Annotated in this window: 14 protein-coding genes and 1 riboswitch; of the genes, 2 read left to right on the top strand and 12 right to left on the bottom strand. The window is 61.7% G+C overall.

Translation table 11 applies throughout. From position 1 onward, the window contains the following. Nucleotides 1-53: 53 nt before the first annotated feature. Nucleotides 54-223: riboswitch (cobalamin riboswitch) on the bottom strand. Nucleotides 224-553: 330 nt separating this feature from the next. The 11 genes from B5D49_RS02430 to B5D49_RS02380 all read right to left on the bottom strand — a co-directional run bounded on the left by B5D49_RS02430 (nucleotide 554) and on the right by B5D49_RS02380 (nucleotide 14,499). Continuing rightward, nucleotides 554-1,450 carry a substrate-binding periplasmic protein gene (locus B5D49_RS02430; protein ID WP_159447108.1) on the bottom strand — a complete coding sequence of 299 codons (897 nt, stop codon included), beginning with the start codon at nucleotides 1,448-1,450 and terminating at the stop codon, nucleotides 554-556. Between the two features lie 290 nt (nucleotides 1,451-1,740). Then, a complete protein-coding gene (locus tag B5D49_RS02425) occupies nucleotides 1,741-3,045 on the bottom strand; it encodes a (Fe-S)-binding protein (protein WP_078716405.1) in 1,305 nt (434 codons plus the stop codon). Nucleotides 3,046-3,053: 8 nt separating this feature from the next. Next, complete coding sequence (locus tag B5D49_RS02420) at nucleotides 3,054-4,391, bottom strand: (Fe-S)-binding protein (protein ID WP_144019130.1); 1,338 nt, start codon at nucleotides 4,389-4,391, stop codon at nucleotides 3,054-3,056. Between the two features lie 91 nt (nucleotides 4,392-4,482). After that, entirely contained in the window at nucleotides 4,483-5,427 is a 945-nt protein-coding gene (locus B5D49_RS02415) for a universal stress protein (protein WP_078716071.1), read from the bottom strand. 4 nt (nucleotides 5,428-5,431) lie between these two features. Beyond that, the gene (locus B5D49_RS02410) at nucleotides 5,432-6,388 is read right to left on the bottom strand and encodes a CoB--CoM heterodisulfide reductase iron-sulfur subunit B family protein (RefSeq protein WP_078716070.1); all 957 of its coding nucleotides are present in this window, start codon (nucleotides 6,386-6,388) and stop codon (nucleotides 5,432-5,434) included. Beyond that, complete coding sequence (locus tag B5D49_RS02405) at nucleotides 6,385-6,924, bottom strand: 4Fe-4S dicluster domain-containing protein (protein WP_078716069.1); 540 nt, start codon at nucleotides 6,922-6,924, stop codon at nucleotides 6,385-6,387. Before B5D49_RS02405 ends, B5D49_RS02410 begins: the two co-directional genes overlap by 4 nt. Then, nucleotides 6,921-10,409 carry an FAD-dependent oxidoreductase gene (locus B5D49_RS02400; RefSeq protein WP_078716068.1) on the bottom strand — a complete coding sequence of 1,163 codons (3,489 nt, stop codon included), beginning with the start codon at nucleotides 10,407-10,409 and terminating at the stop codon, nucleotides 6,921-6,923. The genes B5D49_RS02405 and B5D49_RS02400 overlap by 4 nt, the downstream gene beginning before the upstream one ends. A gap of 66 nt (nucleotides 10,410-10,475) precedes the next feature. Further along, a complete protein-coding gene (locus tag B5D49_RS02395; protein WP_078716067.1) occupies nucleotides 10,476-11,621 on the bottom strand; it encodes a 4Fe-4S dicluster domain-containing protein in 1,146 nt (381 codons plus the stop codon). Nucleotides 11,622-11,637: 16 nt separating this feature from the next. Continuing rightward, entirely contained in the window at nucleotides 11,638-12,120 is a 483-nt protein-coding gene (locus B5D49_RS02390; RefSeq protein WP_078716066.1) for a hydrogenase iron-sulfur subunit, read from the bottom strand. Between the two features lie 16 nt (nucleotides 12,121-12,136). Next, nucleotides 12,137-14,179, bottom strand: coding sequence for a CoB--CoM heterodisulfide reductase iron-sulfur subunit A family protein (locus B5D49_RS02385; RefSeq protein WP_078716065.1), 2,043 nt, complete (start codon nucleotides 14,177-14,179; stop codon nucleotides 12,137-12,139). A 50-nt stretch (nucleotides 14,180-14,229) separates the two neighbouring features. After that, on the bottom strand, nucleotides 14,230-14,499 hold the full coding sequence (locus B5D49_RS02380) for a transposase (RefSeq protein ID WP_234990607.1): 270 nt from the start codon (nucleotides 14,497-14,499) through the stop codon (nucleotides 14,230-14,232). A 653-nt stretch (nucleotides 14,500-15,152) separates the two neighbouring features. On the opposite strand from B5D49_RS02380, the gene B5D49_RS02375 reads away from it, so the two are divergent. Together B5D49_RS02375 and mobA are read left to right on the top strand one after the other, a co-directional pair. Further along, nucleotides 15,153-16,544 carry a sigma-54-dependent transcriptional regulator gene (locus B5D49_RS02375; RefSeq protein ID WP_078716064.1) on the top strand — a complete coding sequence of 464 codons (1,392 nt, stop codon included), beginning with the start codon at nucleotides 15,153-15,155 and terminating at the stop codon, nucleotides 16,542-16,544. A 125-nt stretch (nucleotides 16,545-16,669) separates the two neighbouring features. Further along, nucleotides 16,670-17,290: a molybdenum cofactor guanylyltransferase gene (gene mobA, locus B5D49_RS02370; RefSeq protein WP_078716063.1), complete on the top strand. Its 621-nt coding sequence runs from the start codon at nucleotides 16,670-16,672 to the stop codon at nucleotides 17,288-17,290. On the opposite strand, the gene mobB is transcribed toward mobA, so the two are convergent. Beyond that, complete coding sequence (gene mobB, locus B5D49_RS02365; RefSeq protein ID WP_078716062.1) at nucleotides 17,265-17,774, bottom strand: molybdopterin-guanine dinucleotide biosynthesis protein B; 510 nt, start codon at nucleotides 17,772-17,774, stop codon at nucleotides 17,265-17,267. The two genes, mobA and mobB, sit on opposite strands and share 26 nt — an antisense overlap. Between the last annotated feature and the right edge of the window lie 98 nt (nucleotides 17,775-17,872).

Genomic DNA, 17,872 nt, shown 5'->3' with positions numbered 1-17,872 from the left:
AGAGGAGAACCCTGCGTTGCCCCAAAGCAACCACCGCAAAACAGTGCCCGGGGGTTTTGCACTCCGGCAAGACGTCTTCTGGCTCCCGGCCCCAAGATGTTGATTCCCTTCCCTTTCGGTGGTCATCAACGGGTTGTGCCGGTTACAGCGGCGCGTCCGCAGCGGCTTTTCACCGCTTTCCGTTTCTTGCCAACATTAGTATATCAAGATTTAAGAATATAGAATTGAATGTCTTTTGACAAGGGGGAATACCATCACCAACACATTGCACTTTGCCCCTCTTCCACAGCCAAAGGTATTGGCGCCCTCGTGCCTTCAAGGAGGGGATTCTCTCGTTCATACCAAACGTGAAGAAACAATCGGAACACCCGGTTCCATAAATAGCCCGACAATCCGTTTCGAAAAACGATATCGTCACCCAAAGCCAACCATTTTGGCCCGTGCGCGTGCCAAAAGAAAATATCGGCTCGGGATATTCCGCTGTGCGCCAACGAACGCAATCATTTTCAGGATTTGTTATTGCGGCAAAAAAACAAAGACTCTGCGCCCGGGATTAGGGACACACGGGCGGCAGGGAAAGGGGCGGAGCCTTGTGGCCGCGGCCTTCCGGCTCATCCGGTGGCGGAACAATGCCGGTCTTGAGGTGCCGATTGCCCGCCCTGATTAAATTCGGGGGCATTCTCCCCGCCAGGGCGGCTTCCTGGTCGATGTGTTCAAGCATGCACTGCTCGCGAACGCCTGTTCGCAACAATTGCGCCAGCACCTCTTGGATTTCCTCTCTCTGCGGCATGAACCGGGACCGGCGCGAAAGCACCAAATATACATTCTGCGGTTCACTGGACATATATTTGGCCTTGCAGACCTTGTCGGTCAACCCGAACTCCCAGACCCGGTAATCCCCGCCCACATCGTCCATGGCCACGGCGTCCACACGCCCGGCCAGCAGCCGCAGGAAGTTCATCTTTCCGCCGCGCACCGGCTCCTTGCGCAGGCGCGGGTCATTATCGAACCGGGGAAAATATTTGACACCGATACTCGTTCCCACGGTAAGTCCGTACAGATCCTCATATTTTCGGATCAAATTTTCCTTACCGGTGAGCACATAGAAGGCGGTGGTCGCTTCGGTCACATACGGAGGGTCGAGATAGTAGGCGAACTGTTCGCGTTCGGGACGGTATTGTACGCCGAGCATGGCGTCCACCTCCCCGGTCTGGAGCAGACGCAGGGCGCGCTGAAAAGGATAATGTTCAATTTTCAACCGAAGGTTCAACCCCTCGGCCAACCGCCCAAGAAACAGAGCATCGTACCCGCGGACCGTGCCGTCATCGTCAAAAATAACCGACGGTGGAAACTCGCTCGCTGCCACACGCAACGTGCCGCGGCATTGCCCGGATCCCCCCAGGGCAAACTGCAACAACAACACGCAGAGTATGACGACAAGGCGCTTCAATGCTGCTCCGATACCGAGTGCTCCAACTCCATTTCAAAAAGCGAACCAGACGGCGAGAAGGTGTACAACAACTATCCACAAGAAAGAACAGTTTGCTGTATTTTTACGCATAATGCAACCGATTCAAACAAGATAGCAGCGTGCGGCAAGCTCGGCACGGTGTGCCACCTGTCTTGGCACGAAAACACAAGATTCGATATTGACGCACATCCCCCCACGCATCAAACAACAACGCGGGCCGATCCCGCAGGACCGGCCCGATAGATGTTCCATGCCCCGACAATCCGGAGCTATAACCCAAGTTCCGCCAAATCCTCCCCGAGATATCCTCGCTCATTTTCGCCCAGGCAGCCCATGGACAAACAAATCAGGGTCCACAGATGCACCACCGGAAAATGGCGGCCAGATGTTTCGGAAAGGTCATGAATCTGGGAATGACAGTTGTGGCAAGGCGCGATGCAGTAGTCTGCTCCGGTTTCCAGAATCTGCCGCAACTTGCGATCCCCATACTTGCGCCGCTCGTCCGTGTATCCGGACTGGAGGTACCCGCCGCCGCCACCGCAACAATAATTGTTGGAACGGTTCGGCACCATGTCGATGAAATGTTCCTCGCCCACCACGGAGCGAACCACGAACCGCAAGTCCTCGGCCACGGGGTCCAGGAAGGACTTACGCACCAACTGGCAGGGATCCTGGACCGTGAAGGTCACGCCCAGATCCTTGTTCCAATCCGAACTGACCGGCAGCCGACCCTCGCGAATCCAGCGGGCATACAGCCGAATGATGCTCTCGATCTCGAACTTGGGAGTGATCCCGAATTTTTGCAGTCCGGCCCGGACCGCGTACATTTCGTGTCCTCACTCCGTGTTCAGCCAGTATTGGCAGCCCAGCGCCTCCACAGCGGCCACCTTGTTACGCACCACGGTTTCCCAGGCTTCGTCGTCCGCCAGGAACATGCAATAGTTCTCAGCGGCCCAGCCCTTGGTGGAATAGGTCCAGTCCGCGCCCACGGTGTGCAGAATCTTCCAAAGCGGCACCATTTCGTCCGGCTCGGTCACGGGTTCGCGGGAGTTTTGGTTCAGGCAATATTTCGCCCCCTCGCGATTGAAGTACACCGCCAGATCCTTCCAGTCCGGCTGGTCTTCATGCACTTCCTCCAGGATATCCTCCACCACGAACTTGAAATCCTCGCTCCGCGCACCCATGGCGGAGTTACCCTCCGTGCTCAAAGCCTGTTCGCAGGAGCCGAGAATCCCCTTGGGCCGGGTATCACGCGGCCATGTGGACCGCACCTCGTAAATCAGCCTCGGGATGTCGATATGCATGGGACAGGCGTACACACAGCGCTGACACATCGTGCACATCCATACCCAGGGCGTGGAGGTGACTTCCTCCTCCTGCCCCCAGGCGCACAGCCGCAGGAATTTGCGCGGGTCCATGTCATGCAGCCCGGATGCCGGGCAACCCGAAGCGCACAACCCGCAGGTCAGGCACATGGACAGATTCGCCCCCTCGGGCAGCACCCCCTCCACACGATCCAGAAACGCGCCCCCGCCGGGCAGCAGCGGCGCGGCATCCCGCGTGGTTTCCGTCATGGTTTCCGTCATGATTCTCCTCCGTTGCTTCCCGGCAGAGCGACCTCTGCCAAATCCGGTCCGAGATAGGTTCGTTCCGACGCCGCCAGCACCCCGAGACTGAGGCAAAGAATGGTCCACAGATGCACGGTGTTCCAGGCATGGTTCCGTTCGGCGGACAAATCCTCAATCTGGGCATGGCAATTATGGCAGGGCGTAATCACGTAGTCGGCTCCGGTTCCCAGTATCTGGCGGGCCTTGAACTCGCCATATTTCCGGCGGGCATCTTTGTACCCGGATTGCAGGAACCCACCTCCTCCGCCACAGCAATAATTGTTCACCCCGTTGGGGACCATATCCACAAAGTTGTCGTCTCCCACGCACCGGCGCACTACGTAGCGCAAGTCGTCGGCAAAGGCCGTCCCCTGGGATTTACGAACCGCCATGCAGGGATCCTGCACCGTAAACTTCACCCCGAGATCACGATTCCAATCACTTGAGGGAGCAAGCCGCCCGGAACGAATCCAACGGGCGTACCAACGCACGATGTGATCGAAATCCACGCCGGGATTGATGCCGAAGCGTTGCAGCCCGGCCCAAATGGAATAAAACGAATGGCCGCATTCGATGTTTACCCAGGAGGTGCAATCCAACTCGCGGACGCCGTCCACCTGCTTTTGGAGCACGGCGCGCCAATGCTCGTCCTCGGCGGCAAACATGCAGTAATTTTCGGCTCCCCAACCATGGCTTCCATACGTCCAGTCCACCCCGGCAAGATGCAGTATCTTCCAAAGCGGCACCATCTCCTCAGGTTCCTGCACGGGTTCCCGCGAATTCTGGTTCACGCAGAAGGTCGCTCCCTTCCTGTCGATGGGAGCACGCAACTCCTCCCAGCCGGGCTGCGTTTCATGCACTTCCTCCAGGACATCCTCCACCACAAATCGGAAGTCCTCACTGGAAATGCCCACGGCGCTGGCACCCATGGTCCGCAATCCCTGGTCGCAGGATCCAATGATTCCCTTTGGCTTGGCATCCCTGGCCCAGGAAGCCCTGGCCTCGTACACAAGCATAGGGATATTCACATCCATCGGACAAACGACCTTGCAGCGAAAACACATGGTACACATCCAGACCCAGGGCGTGGAGGTGACTTCCTCCTCCTGCCCCCAGGCGCACAGCCGTAGGAATTTGCGCGGGTCCATGTCATGCAGCCCGGACGCCGGACAGCCCGAGGAGCACAGCCCGCAGGTCAGACACATGGACAGATTCGCTCCCTCGGGCAACGCCTCCTGGACGCGGTCCAAAAACGTTGTCCCGCCGGGCAGCAGCGGCACGGCATGCCGCGCGGTTTCCGTCACGGTTTCCATCATCATTCCTCTCCCCGTTCGTGGTCCGCCCGTGTTGCGTGCGTCCGCCGGAGTCGCAACGACCCCGACGGCGCACGCTCTTCACTCCCGGCTAGACCGGAGCCGAGGCCTTTTCCTCGGTCACGGAGCCGTCCTGGTCGTACATCAGGCCGCAGCGCAGATCGAAGTGCCGGTTCACGCTCATGGTGGGACACTTCGCGTTCAGGGCCACCTGGGTCACGGTGGAGCCGAGGAAGGCCTTTTCCGGATCAATTTCCTTGGAATGGTGCGCCATGAGAATCAGGTCGGCATTCACCAGACGCGCCGTCTTGAGGATATCCATGGCAGGCTTTCCGGCCACGCATTCAAAGGTGCAGGGTTCCACGCCCTTGAGTCGGGCCGCGTATTCCTCTTCCATGCGCTCACGATTCTGGGCCAACAACCGCTTGAGTTCGTCGTCGTTCATCTGTCCGGCCAGGCCGTCCGTATCCACCACATGCAGCAGGGTCATGGCCGCCTTGTATTGCCGCACAAGCTGACCGCCGTAGTTCACGGCGCACTCGGCCTGCTCGGAAAAGTCCGTGGCCACGAGAATGTTCTCAAACTTGTGCTCGCCGTAGGGCGTGGCCTGGGTCACGATCATGACCGGGCATCGGGCCTTCTGGCTCACGCGTTCCAACGTGCTGCCCGCCATGCCCCACATGGAGGAACGCTTTTCCGCGTACTCCTTGGTATGCGGTCCCATGATGATCAGGTCGGAATTGACCTTGCGTGCCAGGCGCAACACCTCGGCATGCGGAATGCCGGGCACTACGTGCACCTGCAATTGTTCCACGCCCTTGACCTTTTCCTCGTAGCGCTCAAGGATCTGCTCCTTAATCTGATCCGTTTCGCCCGAAGGCTCCAGGTGGCGCATGTCGCCCCAGCTGTGTCCCATGCCCGCCACATGGACCATGTACAGCTTGGCCTCAAAACGCTGGGCAAAACCGATGGCCGCATCCACCGCGCACTCATCCAACCCGCTCGGGGTCACGCCGACAACGATGTCCTTAAACATACTCTCACCCTCCTGTTCCGGGTGGTTGGGTCGTTTCCTCGTTCCCTTCCCCTTGGTCCGCATCCGCCATGGGCCGCGCTATTGGCATGTCGATGCGCCGCAATTTGGCGCGCAGCCGGTTCGTCACGGTCATGTTCCGATGCAGTCCCACATCCTTTTGATCGAGACCCAGGCCCAGTCCGAGAAGCTGGGGCAGGTAGAGCACGCTCACACGCTCCCCGCCGCCCATCCGGGCCAAGGCCTCGCCTTGATAGGCTTCCAGATTCATCTGGCACATGGGGCAGACCGTGACCACGGCATGGGCGCCGCGCACCGCACCAAGTATGGTGCTCACCGCGTCCAGGGCCGCCTCCTTGTGCGTCACCATGAGCGACGCGCCGCAGCACCTCGCCCCCATGTCCCAGTCCACCGGCTCCGCACCCACGGCCCGAATCAGGGCGTCCATACTGCGGGGCCGGTTGGGATCGTCGAAGTCGGTATAGGGCCGTAGCGCCTGACAACCGTAATACGGAGCAATGGCCAGTCCCGTGAGGTCACGAACGCAGGCCTCCTGGATCCGCTGGGGTCCGATGTCGTTCACCAGCACGTCCAGCAGGTGCCGTACCGGGGCTTCGGCCGCCAGGGTCAACCCTTCCGCGTCCAGCGCTTCGCCCAGACGGGCGGCCACGTCCCTGTCGGCGCGGGCCTCCTCTCTGGCATGGCGCAGGTTCAGGTAACAGGCGCTGCACGGCGCAAGCACGTCCATGCCCGGTAAATCGCGCTCGGCCAGGGCCAGGTTACGCGCAGGCAAGGCCAGGGAGAGCAGTTCGCCCACATTCTCCACGGAGCTGGCGCCGCAACAGGTCCAGTCCGGTATCTCATGCACCTTTGCCCCCAGAGCCGAAAGCATGGCCCTGGTGCTCACATCGTATTCCACGGCGCTGCTGGTCAGAGAACAACCGGGATAATAGGCATACTTCATGACCGGCCCTCCATTTCACGCACCTTGTTCACGAGTGGTGCGAGCCGTCCCTTATGGCCGGATTCCGGAAGCAGATGCAGCTTGCCCCGCCGCAACAGTTTCCACCCTAACGGCGCGTAGCTCAGCGCCAACACAGGATTGGCCCGGCGACGCAGATAGGTGTTCATGAGCGCGCTTTCCTGCACCCGGCCATAGCGTTCCACATTTTCGGTAAAGGCGCGGTAAAAGGCCTGCCGCCGCCGCGAACCGGGAGCGCCCCGCTCCGCAGCCAACCGCTTGAGCGCCTGCATGATTCTGGTGGTGGGCAGCCCCCGCGGGCAACGCAGCATGCAATTGTAGCAGGAGCTGCACATCCAGAACGTCCGGCTGGCCACCACGTCGTCCATGCGGTCCAGCTGGGCCAACCGCCAGAGCTTGCGCGGGCTGATGTCCATAAACGCCGCGTTGGGGCAGGAGGCGGAGCAGGTGCCGCACTGCATGCAGGCGGCCATATGCTCGCGGATCTCCGCCGCTGGATCCTTGAGTGTCCCGTTCATTGCTCACGCTCCTTTGGCGTTTGCCGGGGCATGGGTTCTTCCAATGCCGCGTCGATGAGCGCCATGACCGGCCCGTCGTGATATCCGCTGAGCACGGTGGCGGAGTTGGGGCAGACCGCGGCGCAGGAGCCGCAGCCCTGGCAGAGGATCTCATCCACCACGATGCGCCCCTGCTCCATATCCACTTGGCGCGCCCCGTAGGGGCAGGCCGCCACGCACTTCTGGCAAAGGGAGCACAGGGAGTGGCGCACCTGGGCCACCACGGTTTCCCGGGCAATGGTTTCGGCGCTGAGAATCCGAAGGGCGCGTTGGGCCGCGGCCTGTGCCGAGGCGACAGCCTCGCCCATGTCCATGGGAGAATGGGCCAGCCCGCAGAGGTAGATGCCCTGCTTGAGGAAATCCACGGGTCGCCACTTGGATTCCGCCTCCTGGAAGAATCCGTCCTGGTTGGTCTCCACGCCGAAGATTTCCACCAGTTCGTCGGTTTCTTCGGGTTCCACTCCGCTGGAGAGCACCAGCAGATCAGCACGCACCTGCACGTCCCGGCCCAGCACCGGATCCCGTCCCGTAACCACGGGCTTGCCGCCGTCAAACCCTACCTGGGGCTTGCGTTCCGGCTCGTAGCGGACGAACAGCGCTCCGGCCTTGCGCGCCTCGGTATAAAACGCCTCCTTAAACCCGTAGGCCATGATGTCGCGGTAAAAGACCACGACCTCCAGCTTGGGATTACGAGCCTTGAGCGCCAGGATGTTCTTCAGCGCCTGGGAGCAGCAGACCCGGCTGCAATAGTTGCGTTCCTCGTTGCGCGAACGCCAGCACTGGATCATGACCACGCGCTCCAGCTCCGAGACGTCCAGGGTTCCGGTGGCCAAGGCTTCTTCCAGCCGCAGCTGGGTCATGACCGACTTATGCACCTTGAATCCATAGTCGTAGACCTTGGATTCCTTGCCGCCCGACGCCAGGATCGTAACCCCGTGCTCGTAGCGGATGGCTCCCTTGGGCGTATACATGGCTGTGCGGAACCGCCCGGCCGTACCCTCGGAAAGCACCACCCGCGAATCCTTGAACACCGTGATGTTGGGATGCTTTTCCACCTGGGTGATCAGGTCTTCCATGTGCTTGCGCGGATCCGCGCCCTCCAGAGTGGAGTACAGCCGCATGGACATGCCGCCCAGTTCCTCTTCCTTTTCCACAAGGCAGACTTCGTAGCCATGATCCGCTATGGCCGTAGCCGCGGTCATGCCCGCCACCCCGCCGCCGACCACCAACGCGGCCTTGGCCACATTCACGGTCACGGGCGGCGGTACCGGGTCCGCCCCTTCCAGACGCGCCACAGCCGTGGCCAGAGAAGCGTACACGTCCCGTTCCAGCTGTTCCTTGTCCAGTTCTTCCCCGCCAGGGAAGGTGGGCGTGTAGACGTCCACCACGTCCATGAGCGCGGGATTCAGGCCCACGGCCCGCCCCAGCTCCTTGAGCCGGGGAACGTAGGCATAGGGCATGCATGCCCCGATGAGGATGCGGTTGGGCTTCATTTCCTGGGCCAGGCGTTCCACTTCGCCCCACCCTTCCGAGGTGCAGGCCGACCCCACGCGGGCCACGCTGACCACGGAATGCAGCTGCTCCAGTCTGCCGAAGACCTCTTCCAGGTCCAGGCGCTGTTCCAGGGTGGGACATGAGGAGCACACCGCCACCAGGATGCGCGGTTCCTCCCGCGATACATCCGGATATTCCGGCTCCTCCTCCCGGCTCATGCCCGCGAGCACGTCATGAATTTTGATCAGCCTGGCCGCGCCTTGGGCCGCGGCCCCGGCCATGATCACGGATTCGGCAATGTCCCGTGGAGCTGCAAACGCTCCTGCCGCAAACACGCCGTGCCGAGTGGTGCGCGCCGGAGCCAGGGGCCGGGTGGCCACGAATCCATGTTCGTTCAATTCCACCCCGGCGGCCCGGGCCAGCTTGTCCACCCCCTTGGGTGGCCGCGCACCCACGGCCAGCACCACCATGTCAAAGGACTCTTCGTGCTGGCGGCCGTCGTCGCCGAACCAGCCCACGTTCAGTCCGCCCTTCCAATCCGTGATCACGGAATGGGGACGGCTGCGGATGAATCGGACGCCCTCCTCGTTTTCGGCCCGATCCCGATACCGCTGAAAATCCTTGCCAAAGGTACGCATGTCCATAAAGAAGATGGTGCCTTCCACCTTGTCTCCCAGCTGCTTCTTGGCCAGAAGCGCTTCCTTGACCGAAAACATGCAGCAGATGGAGCTGCAATAGTTGGCCCCCTTTTGCAGGTCGCGGGATCCAACGCATTGGATCCAGGCGATGCGTCGTACAGGCTTGCCGTCGGCACGGGTCAGCTTTCCGGCCGTCGGCCCGGAGGAGGAGAGCATGCGTTCAAATTCCACGGCCGTGACCACGCCGGGATACCGTCCGTATCCAAGCACGTCGTCCACTGGTCCGGGATCAAAGCAGTCAAAACCGCCCGCCAGAACCACGGCCCCCACATCAAAGGTGAGATGCTCGTCCGATGCCAGCCGCACATAGAGCTTATCCAGCCAGGGAATAAATGCGGTCTCCTGCAACGGCTTGGCGATCCATTCCCGCACACCCCGCGGCGCACCGCTCCCGGTCTGCTCCTCTTGCTGCGCGACCAATTCTTCCGCGGCTTCCGCCTCGTCCGGACCGGCCAGAAGCACCACGGGCAGCTCGGGCCGAAGCTCCCCGGCCCGGTTGACGATCCGCTCCACCCCGCTCGCGCCCATGGCCATATCCAGCAGCAGCAACCCGGCAGGTTCGCCGTCGGCCAGCAGATCCAAGGCCTTTTCCTGATCCTGGGCAAACATGGCCGGGAATCCAGCCGTGTCCAACAGCCCCATCAATTCCTGGGACTCCGTGGCGTCCGGCACCACGCAGAGCACCCGGAACTCCCCACGCTGATCCAGCTTGAAGTCGATGGCTCCGGTGGGGCAGGCCTCAAAACACTTCCAGCAGCGGGCGCAGTTTTCCAGGTCCACGACATAATGATTCGGTATGGCGTGCGGCACGGGCAGGTACACGGCCCCGCGCTCGGAAAGCCCCGCGTTGAATTCATTGGGAACCCGCACCGGGCAGACCGCGGCACACTCGCCGCAGCTGATGCACTTGGACGGATCCACCAGGGATGACCGCCGCGTCAAAGACGCCTGAAACTGCCCGGGATCGCCTTCCAATCCGGTCAGCTCCGTGTTCAGCCAAATGTCGATGTTGTCATGGTACAGCCCCTTGCGCAGACAGTACTGGCTGGACGAATCCCGGGCCATGAGCGGCAGCATCTTGCACATGCCGCAATTATCGCTCGGGAACTGATGGTCCAGCTGGGTCAGCAGTCCGCCATGGTGGGGCCGTCGATCCACCAGGGCGACCTTGTGGCCGGTCACGGCCAGATCCAGGGCCGCCCGAATGCCGGCGATTCCGGCTCCGACCACCAATGCTCCATATTCCTTCCGCATCTTGTCCTCCCTTGCCTGAAACCGTCCACGGACCCTGCGGTCCGGTTCCGGTCCCGAAGCGGACTGCTAGGCAATGTGCGAGACCACGTCCTCGAATTCCTTTTCCTTGAACACGGACAGCGGCGGCGGATCGTCCATGCTCCGGCCCGGCTCGTAGGAAAAGCCCTCCTGGGTCCGCGCCGCCACCGTGCGGAACAGCTCCATCACGGGCACGTCGTTGGGACAGGCGTTGGAACACTGGCCGCACCCCACGCAGGCCGTACTCATATGGGCCATGCGCGTAAGGTGGTAAAACACCGTATCCGTGGGCATCTTGAGCATGCCCTTTTGCCGCGCCCAGCTCAGATATTGCCAGGGCTTATGGTCAAATACGTCCGTGGAAAACACGCACTCCCGGCAATAACAGACCGGGCAGGCCACCCGGCAGTTCAGACAGTTCACACAGCCGGAAAGGTATTCGGCCAACGATTCCAGACTGCCCGTGGCCTGGGCCGTGCGTTCAAACATGGCGTCCCGCTCCTGGGTGCGCCGTTCCACCAATGTCTTGAGCGCTTCGTCGCGTGCGGCCTGCGGTTCCCAGTCCTCCAGCCCCAACGAGGCAAGCAGCGCCTCGCCCTTGGCTGTCTCGGCCATGACGGGCAGGGCATTGGTCAAGTCCAGCCCCACCAGGCCCACGCTCACGTCCGCGGCAACGGCCACCGGGTATTCACACGCCAGACACGCACCGGCCAGGTCGTATCCGTCCCGGGCCGTGTCCTTGGCGCCGCCGGTCTTGCCCAAAAAACCGAGCGTGGTCTGAATGGGATCATCCTGCCCCTTGAAACGCAGATAATGGGTGTTGTCATAGGCGCCGAGGCAATCCACCGACACCAGCAACACGTCGTCCAGACTGCCCTGATTCAGCTTGGCCAATTCCACAAAAGCCCGGATCTCGCAGGGGCGCATCACCGCGGCAATGCGTTCACCGCTGTGTCCCTTGGTGAGCCGTGCCAGCATCTTGGCTCCGTTCATGGGGAATGCCGGAGCCAGCGGATCGGCCCTGCCCAGTTCGCCCGGGTCGGTCACCAGCGTAGGCATGGGCGTTCCACCGCCCAGGTGCAAGGGGGTGAGCACGCCGCCCACATCGCCCCGCTCCAAAATACGCCGCATCAGCTCCTGCAACGCGGCCACGGGATTCTTATCCGGTACATCCAGCTTTGCCGTGGTGGTCATGATGCCTTCCTCCCCCTCAGATGGCCTTGAGGTTGCGGGTTTCAATGGGACCGAGTTCCCGGATCTCCTCCACCAGGGCGTTCACTGTGGCCGCGAATTCATTGCCTTCGCTGGCGCCCACCCAGGTCAGCCGGACACGGCGTGTATCCACCCCGAAGAGGGGCAGAATATCCTTGAGCAACTTGACCCGCCGCCGGGCCTTGTAGTTGCCGTTGATGTAGTGGCAGTCCCCGGGGTGACAGCCGCTGATGAGCACGCCGTCCGCACCGGAAAGCAAGGCCTTGATCACGTACTTGGGATCCACCATGCCCGTACACATCATGCGCACCAGCCGGAGATTGGGCTTTTGGATCATGCGCGAAGTTCCGGCCAGGTCCGCGGCCGTGTAGGTGCACCAGTTGCAGACAAACGCCACGATGGTGGGTTCGAACTCTCCGGAAGGGGCGGTCTGCGCCTCCCGGGCGATCTTTGTTTCGGCCTGCGCCGCTTGAGCTTCCATATCTTCCTCCCGTTGATCAGTTGGTCATGGTCTCCCGGGCCGCGTCCCCGTCCTCGACATCCACGCGCACCGCCGCCCTCTGCGGATCGGCCACATCGAAGAGCAGCCCCTCCAGCTCCGCAAACACTTGTGGTTCATTGAAATGCTTGATCTGTGCCGCACCGGACGGGCAGTAGCCCGCGCAGGAGCCGCACCCCTTGCACATGGCCTCGTTGACCACGGCAACCTTGCGCCGCTCGTCGAACTCGATGGCCGAGTAGGCGCACAGCCCCACGCACACGCGGCAGCCCACGCAGATTTCCGGATTGATCCAGCTCGTGGTGGGAGAAATGGACACCCGGCCCCGCGCCGCCAGAGCCAACGCCTGGGCCGCCCCGCCCGAGGCATGGGCCACGGCGTCGGGAATATCTTTTGGTCCCTGGCAGGTTCCGGCGAGAAACACCCCGTCCGTGGCCGTGGAAACCGGCCCGAGCTTGGGATGCTCTTCCAGGAAAAAGCCGTCCTGCCCCTGGGCGATGCCGAACACCCGGGCCACCTCGGGCGCGTCCTTGCGCGCCTCCATGGCGGTGCAGAGGATGACCATATCCACGGGTACGCGCACGGGCAGTCCGGAAAGCGTGTCCTCGGCCACAACGATGAGCTTGCCCTGCTCCTCCGGGGTTTCGGCACGATCCGTGACCTCGGCCGGGCGGCCGCGAATAAAGGTCACGCCTTCCTTTTGCACGCGCTCGTAAAACTCCTCGTACCCCTTTCCGAAGCAGCGCATGTCAATGTAGAAATTGGTCACCCGCACATGGTGACCCACCTTGTCCTTGAGCAAATGGTCATACTTGAGGGCATACATGCAGCAGGTACGGGAGCAGTATTCGTGATAATTCTTGTCCCGCGATCCCACGCAATGGATCACAGCCACGGATTCGGGAGCGCGCCCGTCCTTCATGACAATACTTCCCTGGGTGGGACCGGTGGCGTTGTTCAGCCGCTCGAACTGCAGCGCGGTGTATACCTCGGGATACCTGCCGAATCCGTATTCCGTGAGCGGAGCCGGATCCAGCGTGTCGTATCCGGTGGCCAGCACGATGCTGCCCACTTCCAAATCCGCGTACCGCTCCACCTGGTTGTAATCGATGGCCCCGGTGGGGCAGAACTTCTCGCAGGCGCCGCACTTGCCCTTGGTGATCTTCTTACAGTGCAGCGGGTCGATGACCGGGGTATTGGGCACGGCCTGGGGCGAATTGCGGTAGATGGCCTTGCGCGTTCCCAATCCTTCCTCAAATTCGCTGGACACCTTGGTGGGACACTTTTCCAGGCAGGTGCCGCAACCCGTGCACTTGTCCGTATCCACGTAACGCGGGTTCAAACGCACGCGCACCTGATAGTTGCCCACAAACCCGGAAACCTCCGTCACTTCGGCGCAGGTCATCAGGTTGATGTTGGGTTCCTGAGCCACGGCCACCATTTTTGGCGTGGAAATGCAGGCCGCACAGTCCAGGGTGGGGAAGGTCTTGTCGAACTGGGCCATGTGTCCGCCGATGGACGGTCCCTTTTCCACCAGATGCACCCGGTGGCCGGACTTGGCGATGTCCAGGGCGGCCTGGATTCCGGCAATGCCCGCCCCCACGACCATGACGTCCGGCAGCACGTCCACCTCGCGGGAAAACAGCTCCCCGTGCCGCCCCACCCGGTCCACGGCCGCAGCCACCAGCATCTTGGCCTTGGCCGTGGCCTCGGCTCCATCCTTGGTGACCCACGAACAATGCTCACGGATGCAGGTATGCTGCAAAAGGTAGGGATTCAGCCCGGCCCGCGCCAACGCCTTTTGGAATGTTTTTTCATGGAGCCTGGGCGAACAGGACGCCACCACCACCCGGTTCAACCCCATGTTGCGGATGTCGTTGATGATCAAATCCTGCCCCGGGTCCGAACACATGAATTGATAATCCCGCGCCACCACCACATCGCGCAGCCCCCCGGCGAATTGGGCAACGGCCGCGCAATCCACCTTTTTGGCGATATTCGTCCCGCAATGGCAGACATACACCCCGATTCGATTGGACATGTTCCACATCCTCCTGACGTGTTGCCGGATCGACCGCGAACGGCTCCGGCCTATGTGTTGCCCTTTTGATTGAGTTCCAGGGTCAGCTCCCCCACCAGCCGTTTGAGTTTTTCATTTTCCGCCGCCAATGCGGCCATGTCCGGGCTGCGCGGCGGTCCCTCAAACACCCGGGCACTATGCTTCAGAAAATAATCCCGCCACTTGTAATACTGCCCGGGCCGAATGTCGTACTGACGACACACGTCGCTGACCTGGCCGTTGAGCAAGCCGTCCAGCACCACCCTGGCCTTGGTCTCGGAATCCCATTTCCTGCGTTTCACGGCTCCGCCTCCCCCTTGGCTGGTCACCATCCTGCCGAAAGCCCCGATAGTGACATGGAGAACGACCTCCCGCGGCAACTCGGACCTTCCGTTTTCGGAAATTCCGGGCGTATCCCTTCGATACGCCGCGCTTTGTCCAGACCAGGGGAAAGCTACCCAACCACCCCATGGTTCCATGTCGCTCTCCAACTCTCTTAGACAAGAAGCGTGCCTTGTGGAAAAAACACCGGCGAGACAGGGGTATGGCTGTTGAAAAACCAGACCTCTCTTGGTAGGAAAAGGGCTATTTTACGGTAGATTCATCTTGTGGAGGGAGACTTGTCCAGTTGTACGAGACACCAGGGGAAAACCAGGAGAATGCGCCACCGGGAGAGGTCCGGCCAGCAAGGCAAGGATCATCGGCAACATCACTTCGCAGCCTCCCGGCGAGCGAGCGCCCCCTGTCTTGCCCCATAAGACCCTCACCACGGCTTCACTAACCGGGCCTCCCAAGCACCATATCGGTTTGTTCGAAAGACACATTGACATTTCCGCACGTTGTGCGCATATAATACGCTCTATTCCTTTTGCACGGGACTTGCCGCCAGGGAGAGACGCTCCGCAACGGATTTCCCGCGCAACAGGTCGGCTTGCCACGCCGGGGGGAGGCAGCCTTGGCCAATATTTTGATCATGGACACGGATACGGCCTGCGTTCAACGCATTGCCGCGTCGCTTCGGCACGGCGGAATGCGGGTGGACCACGCCACCAGCCGCACCGAGGGACTCCGCCTGGTGCAGCTCAACGAGTATGACGCCGTGTTCCTGGCCGACAATCTGCCCGATGCCGAAGTGCTCTCCACGCTTTCCCTGCTGCGCCGAAGCGAAGACGCCCCCGAGGTGGTCATCCTGGCGGGCAACCGCGACCACGACATCGCCCAGGAAGCCATCCGCTCCGGCGCGTGGAACGTCTTTGCCAAACCGCCCAGCCTGGAACGCCTGCTCGTGGTGGCCAACCGCATCACAGGCTTTCGCCGGTCCCGCCGCGGCACGGCCATGGCCCTCAAACGCCGGGAGATTCTCGGCAATGCCCCACCGCTGCTCTCCGCCCTGGACCAGGTAGCCCAAGCCTCGGCCAGCGAGGTAAACGTCCTCATCACCGGAGAAACCGGCACGGGAAAGGAATTGTTCGCCCGGGCCGTGCATGAAAACAGCCGCCGAGCTGCCCAGGCCTTCATTGTGGTGGATTGCGCGGCACTGCCCTCCACCCTGGCCGAATCCGTTTTGTTCGGCCACGAACGCGGCGCGTTCACCAGTGCGGACATGCGCGCCCCCGGGCTGGTCAAGCAGGCCCACGGCGGCACGCTGTTTTTGGATGAGGTGGGCGAACTGCCCCTGTCCGTGCAAAAAGTCTTTCTCCGGGTTCTGGAAACCCGCCGTTTCCGACCCGTGGGTGCCACCCGCGAAGAATCCTCGGATTTCCGGCTCGTGGCCGCCACCAACCGCAACCTGCAAACCATGGCCCGCAGCGAAGATTTCCGGAGCGACCTGCTCTTCCGACTCCAGGGCATGGGCATTGAACTGCCGCCCCTGCGCCAGATTGCCGAGGACATCAACGAACTGTCCTGCCACCACGTCAGCCGCGTGTGCAAGCGGCTGGACCTCTCGCGCAAGGGCTTTTCCGCGGATTTTCTGGACACGCTCATGAACTACGACTGGCCCGGCAATATCCGGGAGCTATTCCATGCTCTGGAACGCTCCGTTTCCATGGCCGGACGCGAACCGCTGCTCTATCCACGCCACCTGCCCATGCACATCCGTGCCCAGATGGCCGGCCAGGACATGGGACCGGATCAAAAAACCACGGACCCGCCCACCGCCATAAGCCAGGAAAAACTTCCGCCCCTGCGCGATGCCCGGGCCAAAGCCATTTACGACTTCGAACGCGGCTATCTGCGCGCCCTGTTGCTGCAAACCGACGGGGACATCCGCCAGGCCTGCCGCGTTTCCGGCCTGTCCCGCGCACGGCTCTACGCCCTGCTCAAGGAGCGGGACGTGCAGCGGTAATCACCCGCCACGAAAAAACCCGCTGCGCACACGTCCGGTCGGGAGAACGCCTTTTCATTCCCGCCTGGCCGGGCTATGCTGCAAACCGACAGATTCGCAAAACCCACAGACTATTCTGGAATGCCATGCAGCAACACATCGCCGGAGTCATCCTTGCCGGAGGCCAGGGAAAACGCATGGGCGGCACACGCAAAGCCCTGCTCCAGGTGGGGGGCGTATCCCTGCTGGAACGGCTTCTAGACGTGTATCGTCAAATCTTTGGGGAAATCGTGATCGCGGCCCGCGAGATTGAACCGTACGCGGCGTTCGGTGAGCGGGTCGTACTCGACAAAATGGAGGCGCGCAGTTCCCTCACGGGCATCCACGCCGGGCTTGCGGCGATCCGTGCGGACCATGCCTTTTTCACGGCCTGCGACGTCCCGTTTCTGCACCCCGGACTGGTGCGCGAGCTGCTGGCCCATGTACGGCCCGACTCGGACGTGGTTCTGCCCCGCAAGCAGGACGGCTACCATGAGCCGCTCTGTGCGGTGTATTCCCGGCGCTGCCTGCCGCACATCGCGGCCCAGCTGGAGCGGAAGGAATATAAAATCATCAGCTTCTTTCCCAAGGTCCGCGTCCACGACGTCCCTGTGGCGCGGCTGCAACGGCACGATCCCGGGCTGCTCTCCTTCCGCAATCTGAACACTCCCGAAGAGCTGGAGCTGGCCCGGCAGCGGGCCGCTACAATCCCAACACCCGGGTCATGATCAGACGCGCCGCGTCCTCGGCGTCGTCCAGTCCCAAAATCGGCACCCCCAAATCCAACGGATCTTCCGTGACCACGGCCAACACCCGCTTATCCGCCGCATTTTCCGGCGTGGTCAGCGGTTGCTCATGGGCTTCGGAACGGTGGACCTCCAGCTTGGGAAGATCGGAACGATAGTACCCCTCGGCCAGAATGATCTGCCGATCCTTCATGAACTGGGACACGATCTCGGTCAACGGCGTCTCCCGCTCCACCCGCTTGATCAGCGCCAGCCGGGAGGGGGAGGAAACCACCACACTCGCGGCTCCGGCCCGGGCATGCCGCCAGGAATCCTTGCCCTCGTGATCCATATCGAATTCGTGGGCATCGTGCTTGACCGTCCCCACGGACAACCCCATTCCGGTCAAGGCCGGAACCAGTTTTTCCAGAAACGTGGTCTTGCCGGACTTCTTCTTGCCCACAATGCAAACAATCTTGGTGTGCATGGTTCTCCCGCGCGTTGGTGTGAAACCAGGGGCATATGCGTCCGCATTGTCACGCCCCGCAAAAATCCCATATATAGGAAACAGCATCGTTGATCCAT

It is taken from the genome of Paucidesulfovibrio gracilis DSM 16080 (genome assembly GCF_900167125.1).
GTDB lineage: Bacteria > Desulfobacterota > Desulfovibrionia > Desulfovibrionales > Desulfovibrionaceae > Paucidesulfovibrio > Paucidesulfovibrio gracilis.
This window is presented reverse-complemented; position numbering and strand designations above follow the sequence as displayed.

Bases quoted from the DNA above. Each gene is read 5' to 3' on its own strand.
- B5D49_RS02415 (WP_078716071.1), bottom strand. From the start codon at position 5,427: ATGTTTAAGGACATCGTTGTCGGCGTGACCCCGAGCGGGTTGGATGAG.
- B5D49_RS02405 (WP_078716069.1), bottom strand. From the start codon at position 6,924: ATGAACGGGACACTCAAGGATCCAGCGGCGGAGATCCGCGAGCATATG.
- mobA (WP_078716063.1), top strand. From the start codon at position 16,670: ATGCAGCAACACATCGCCGGAGTCATCCTTGCCGGAGGCCAGGGAAAA.
- B5D49_RS02400 (WP_078716068.1), bottom strand. From the start codon at position 10,409: ATGCGGAAGGAATATGGAGCATTGGTGGTCGGAGCCGGAATCGCCGGC.
- B5D49_RS02395 (WP_078716067.1), bottom strand. From the start codon at position 11,621: ATGACCACCACGGCAAAGCTGGATGTACCGGATAAGAATCCCGTGGCC.
- B5D49_RS02385 (WP_078716065.1), bottom strand. From the start codon at position 14,179: ATGTCCAATCGAATCGGGGTGTATGTCTGCCATTGCGGGACGAATATC.
- B5D49_RS02420 (WP_144019130.1), bottom strand. From the start codon at position 4,391: ATGGAAACCGTGACGGAAACCGCGCGGCATGCCGTGCCGCTGCTGCCC.
- B5D49_RS02410 (WP_078716070.1), bottom strand. From the start codon at position 6,388: ATGAAGTATGCCTATTATCCCGGTTGTTCTCTGACCAGCAGCGCCGTG.
- mobB (WP_078716062.1), bottom strand. From the start codon at position 17,774: ATGCACACCAAGATTGTTTGCATTGTGGGCAAGAAGAAGTCCGGCAAG.
- B5D49_RS02390 (WP_078716066.1), bottom strand. From the start codon at position 12,120: ATGGAAGCTCAAGCGGCGCAGGCCGAAACAAAGATCGCCCGGGAGGCG.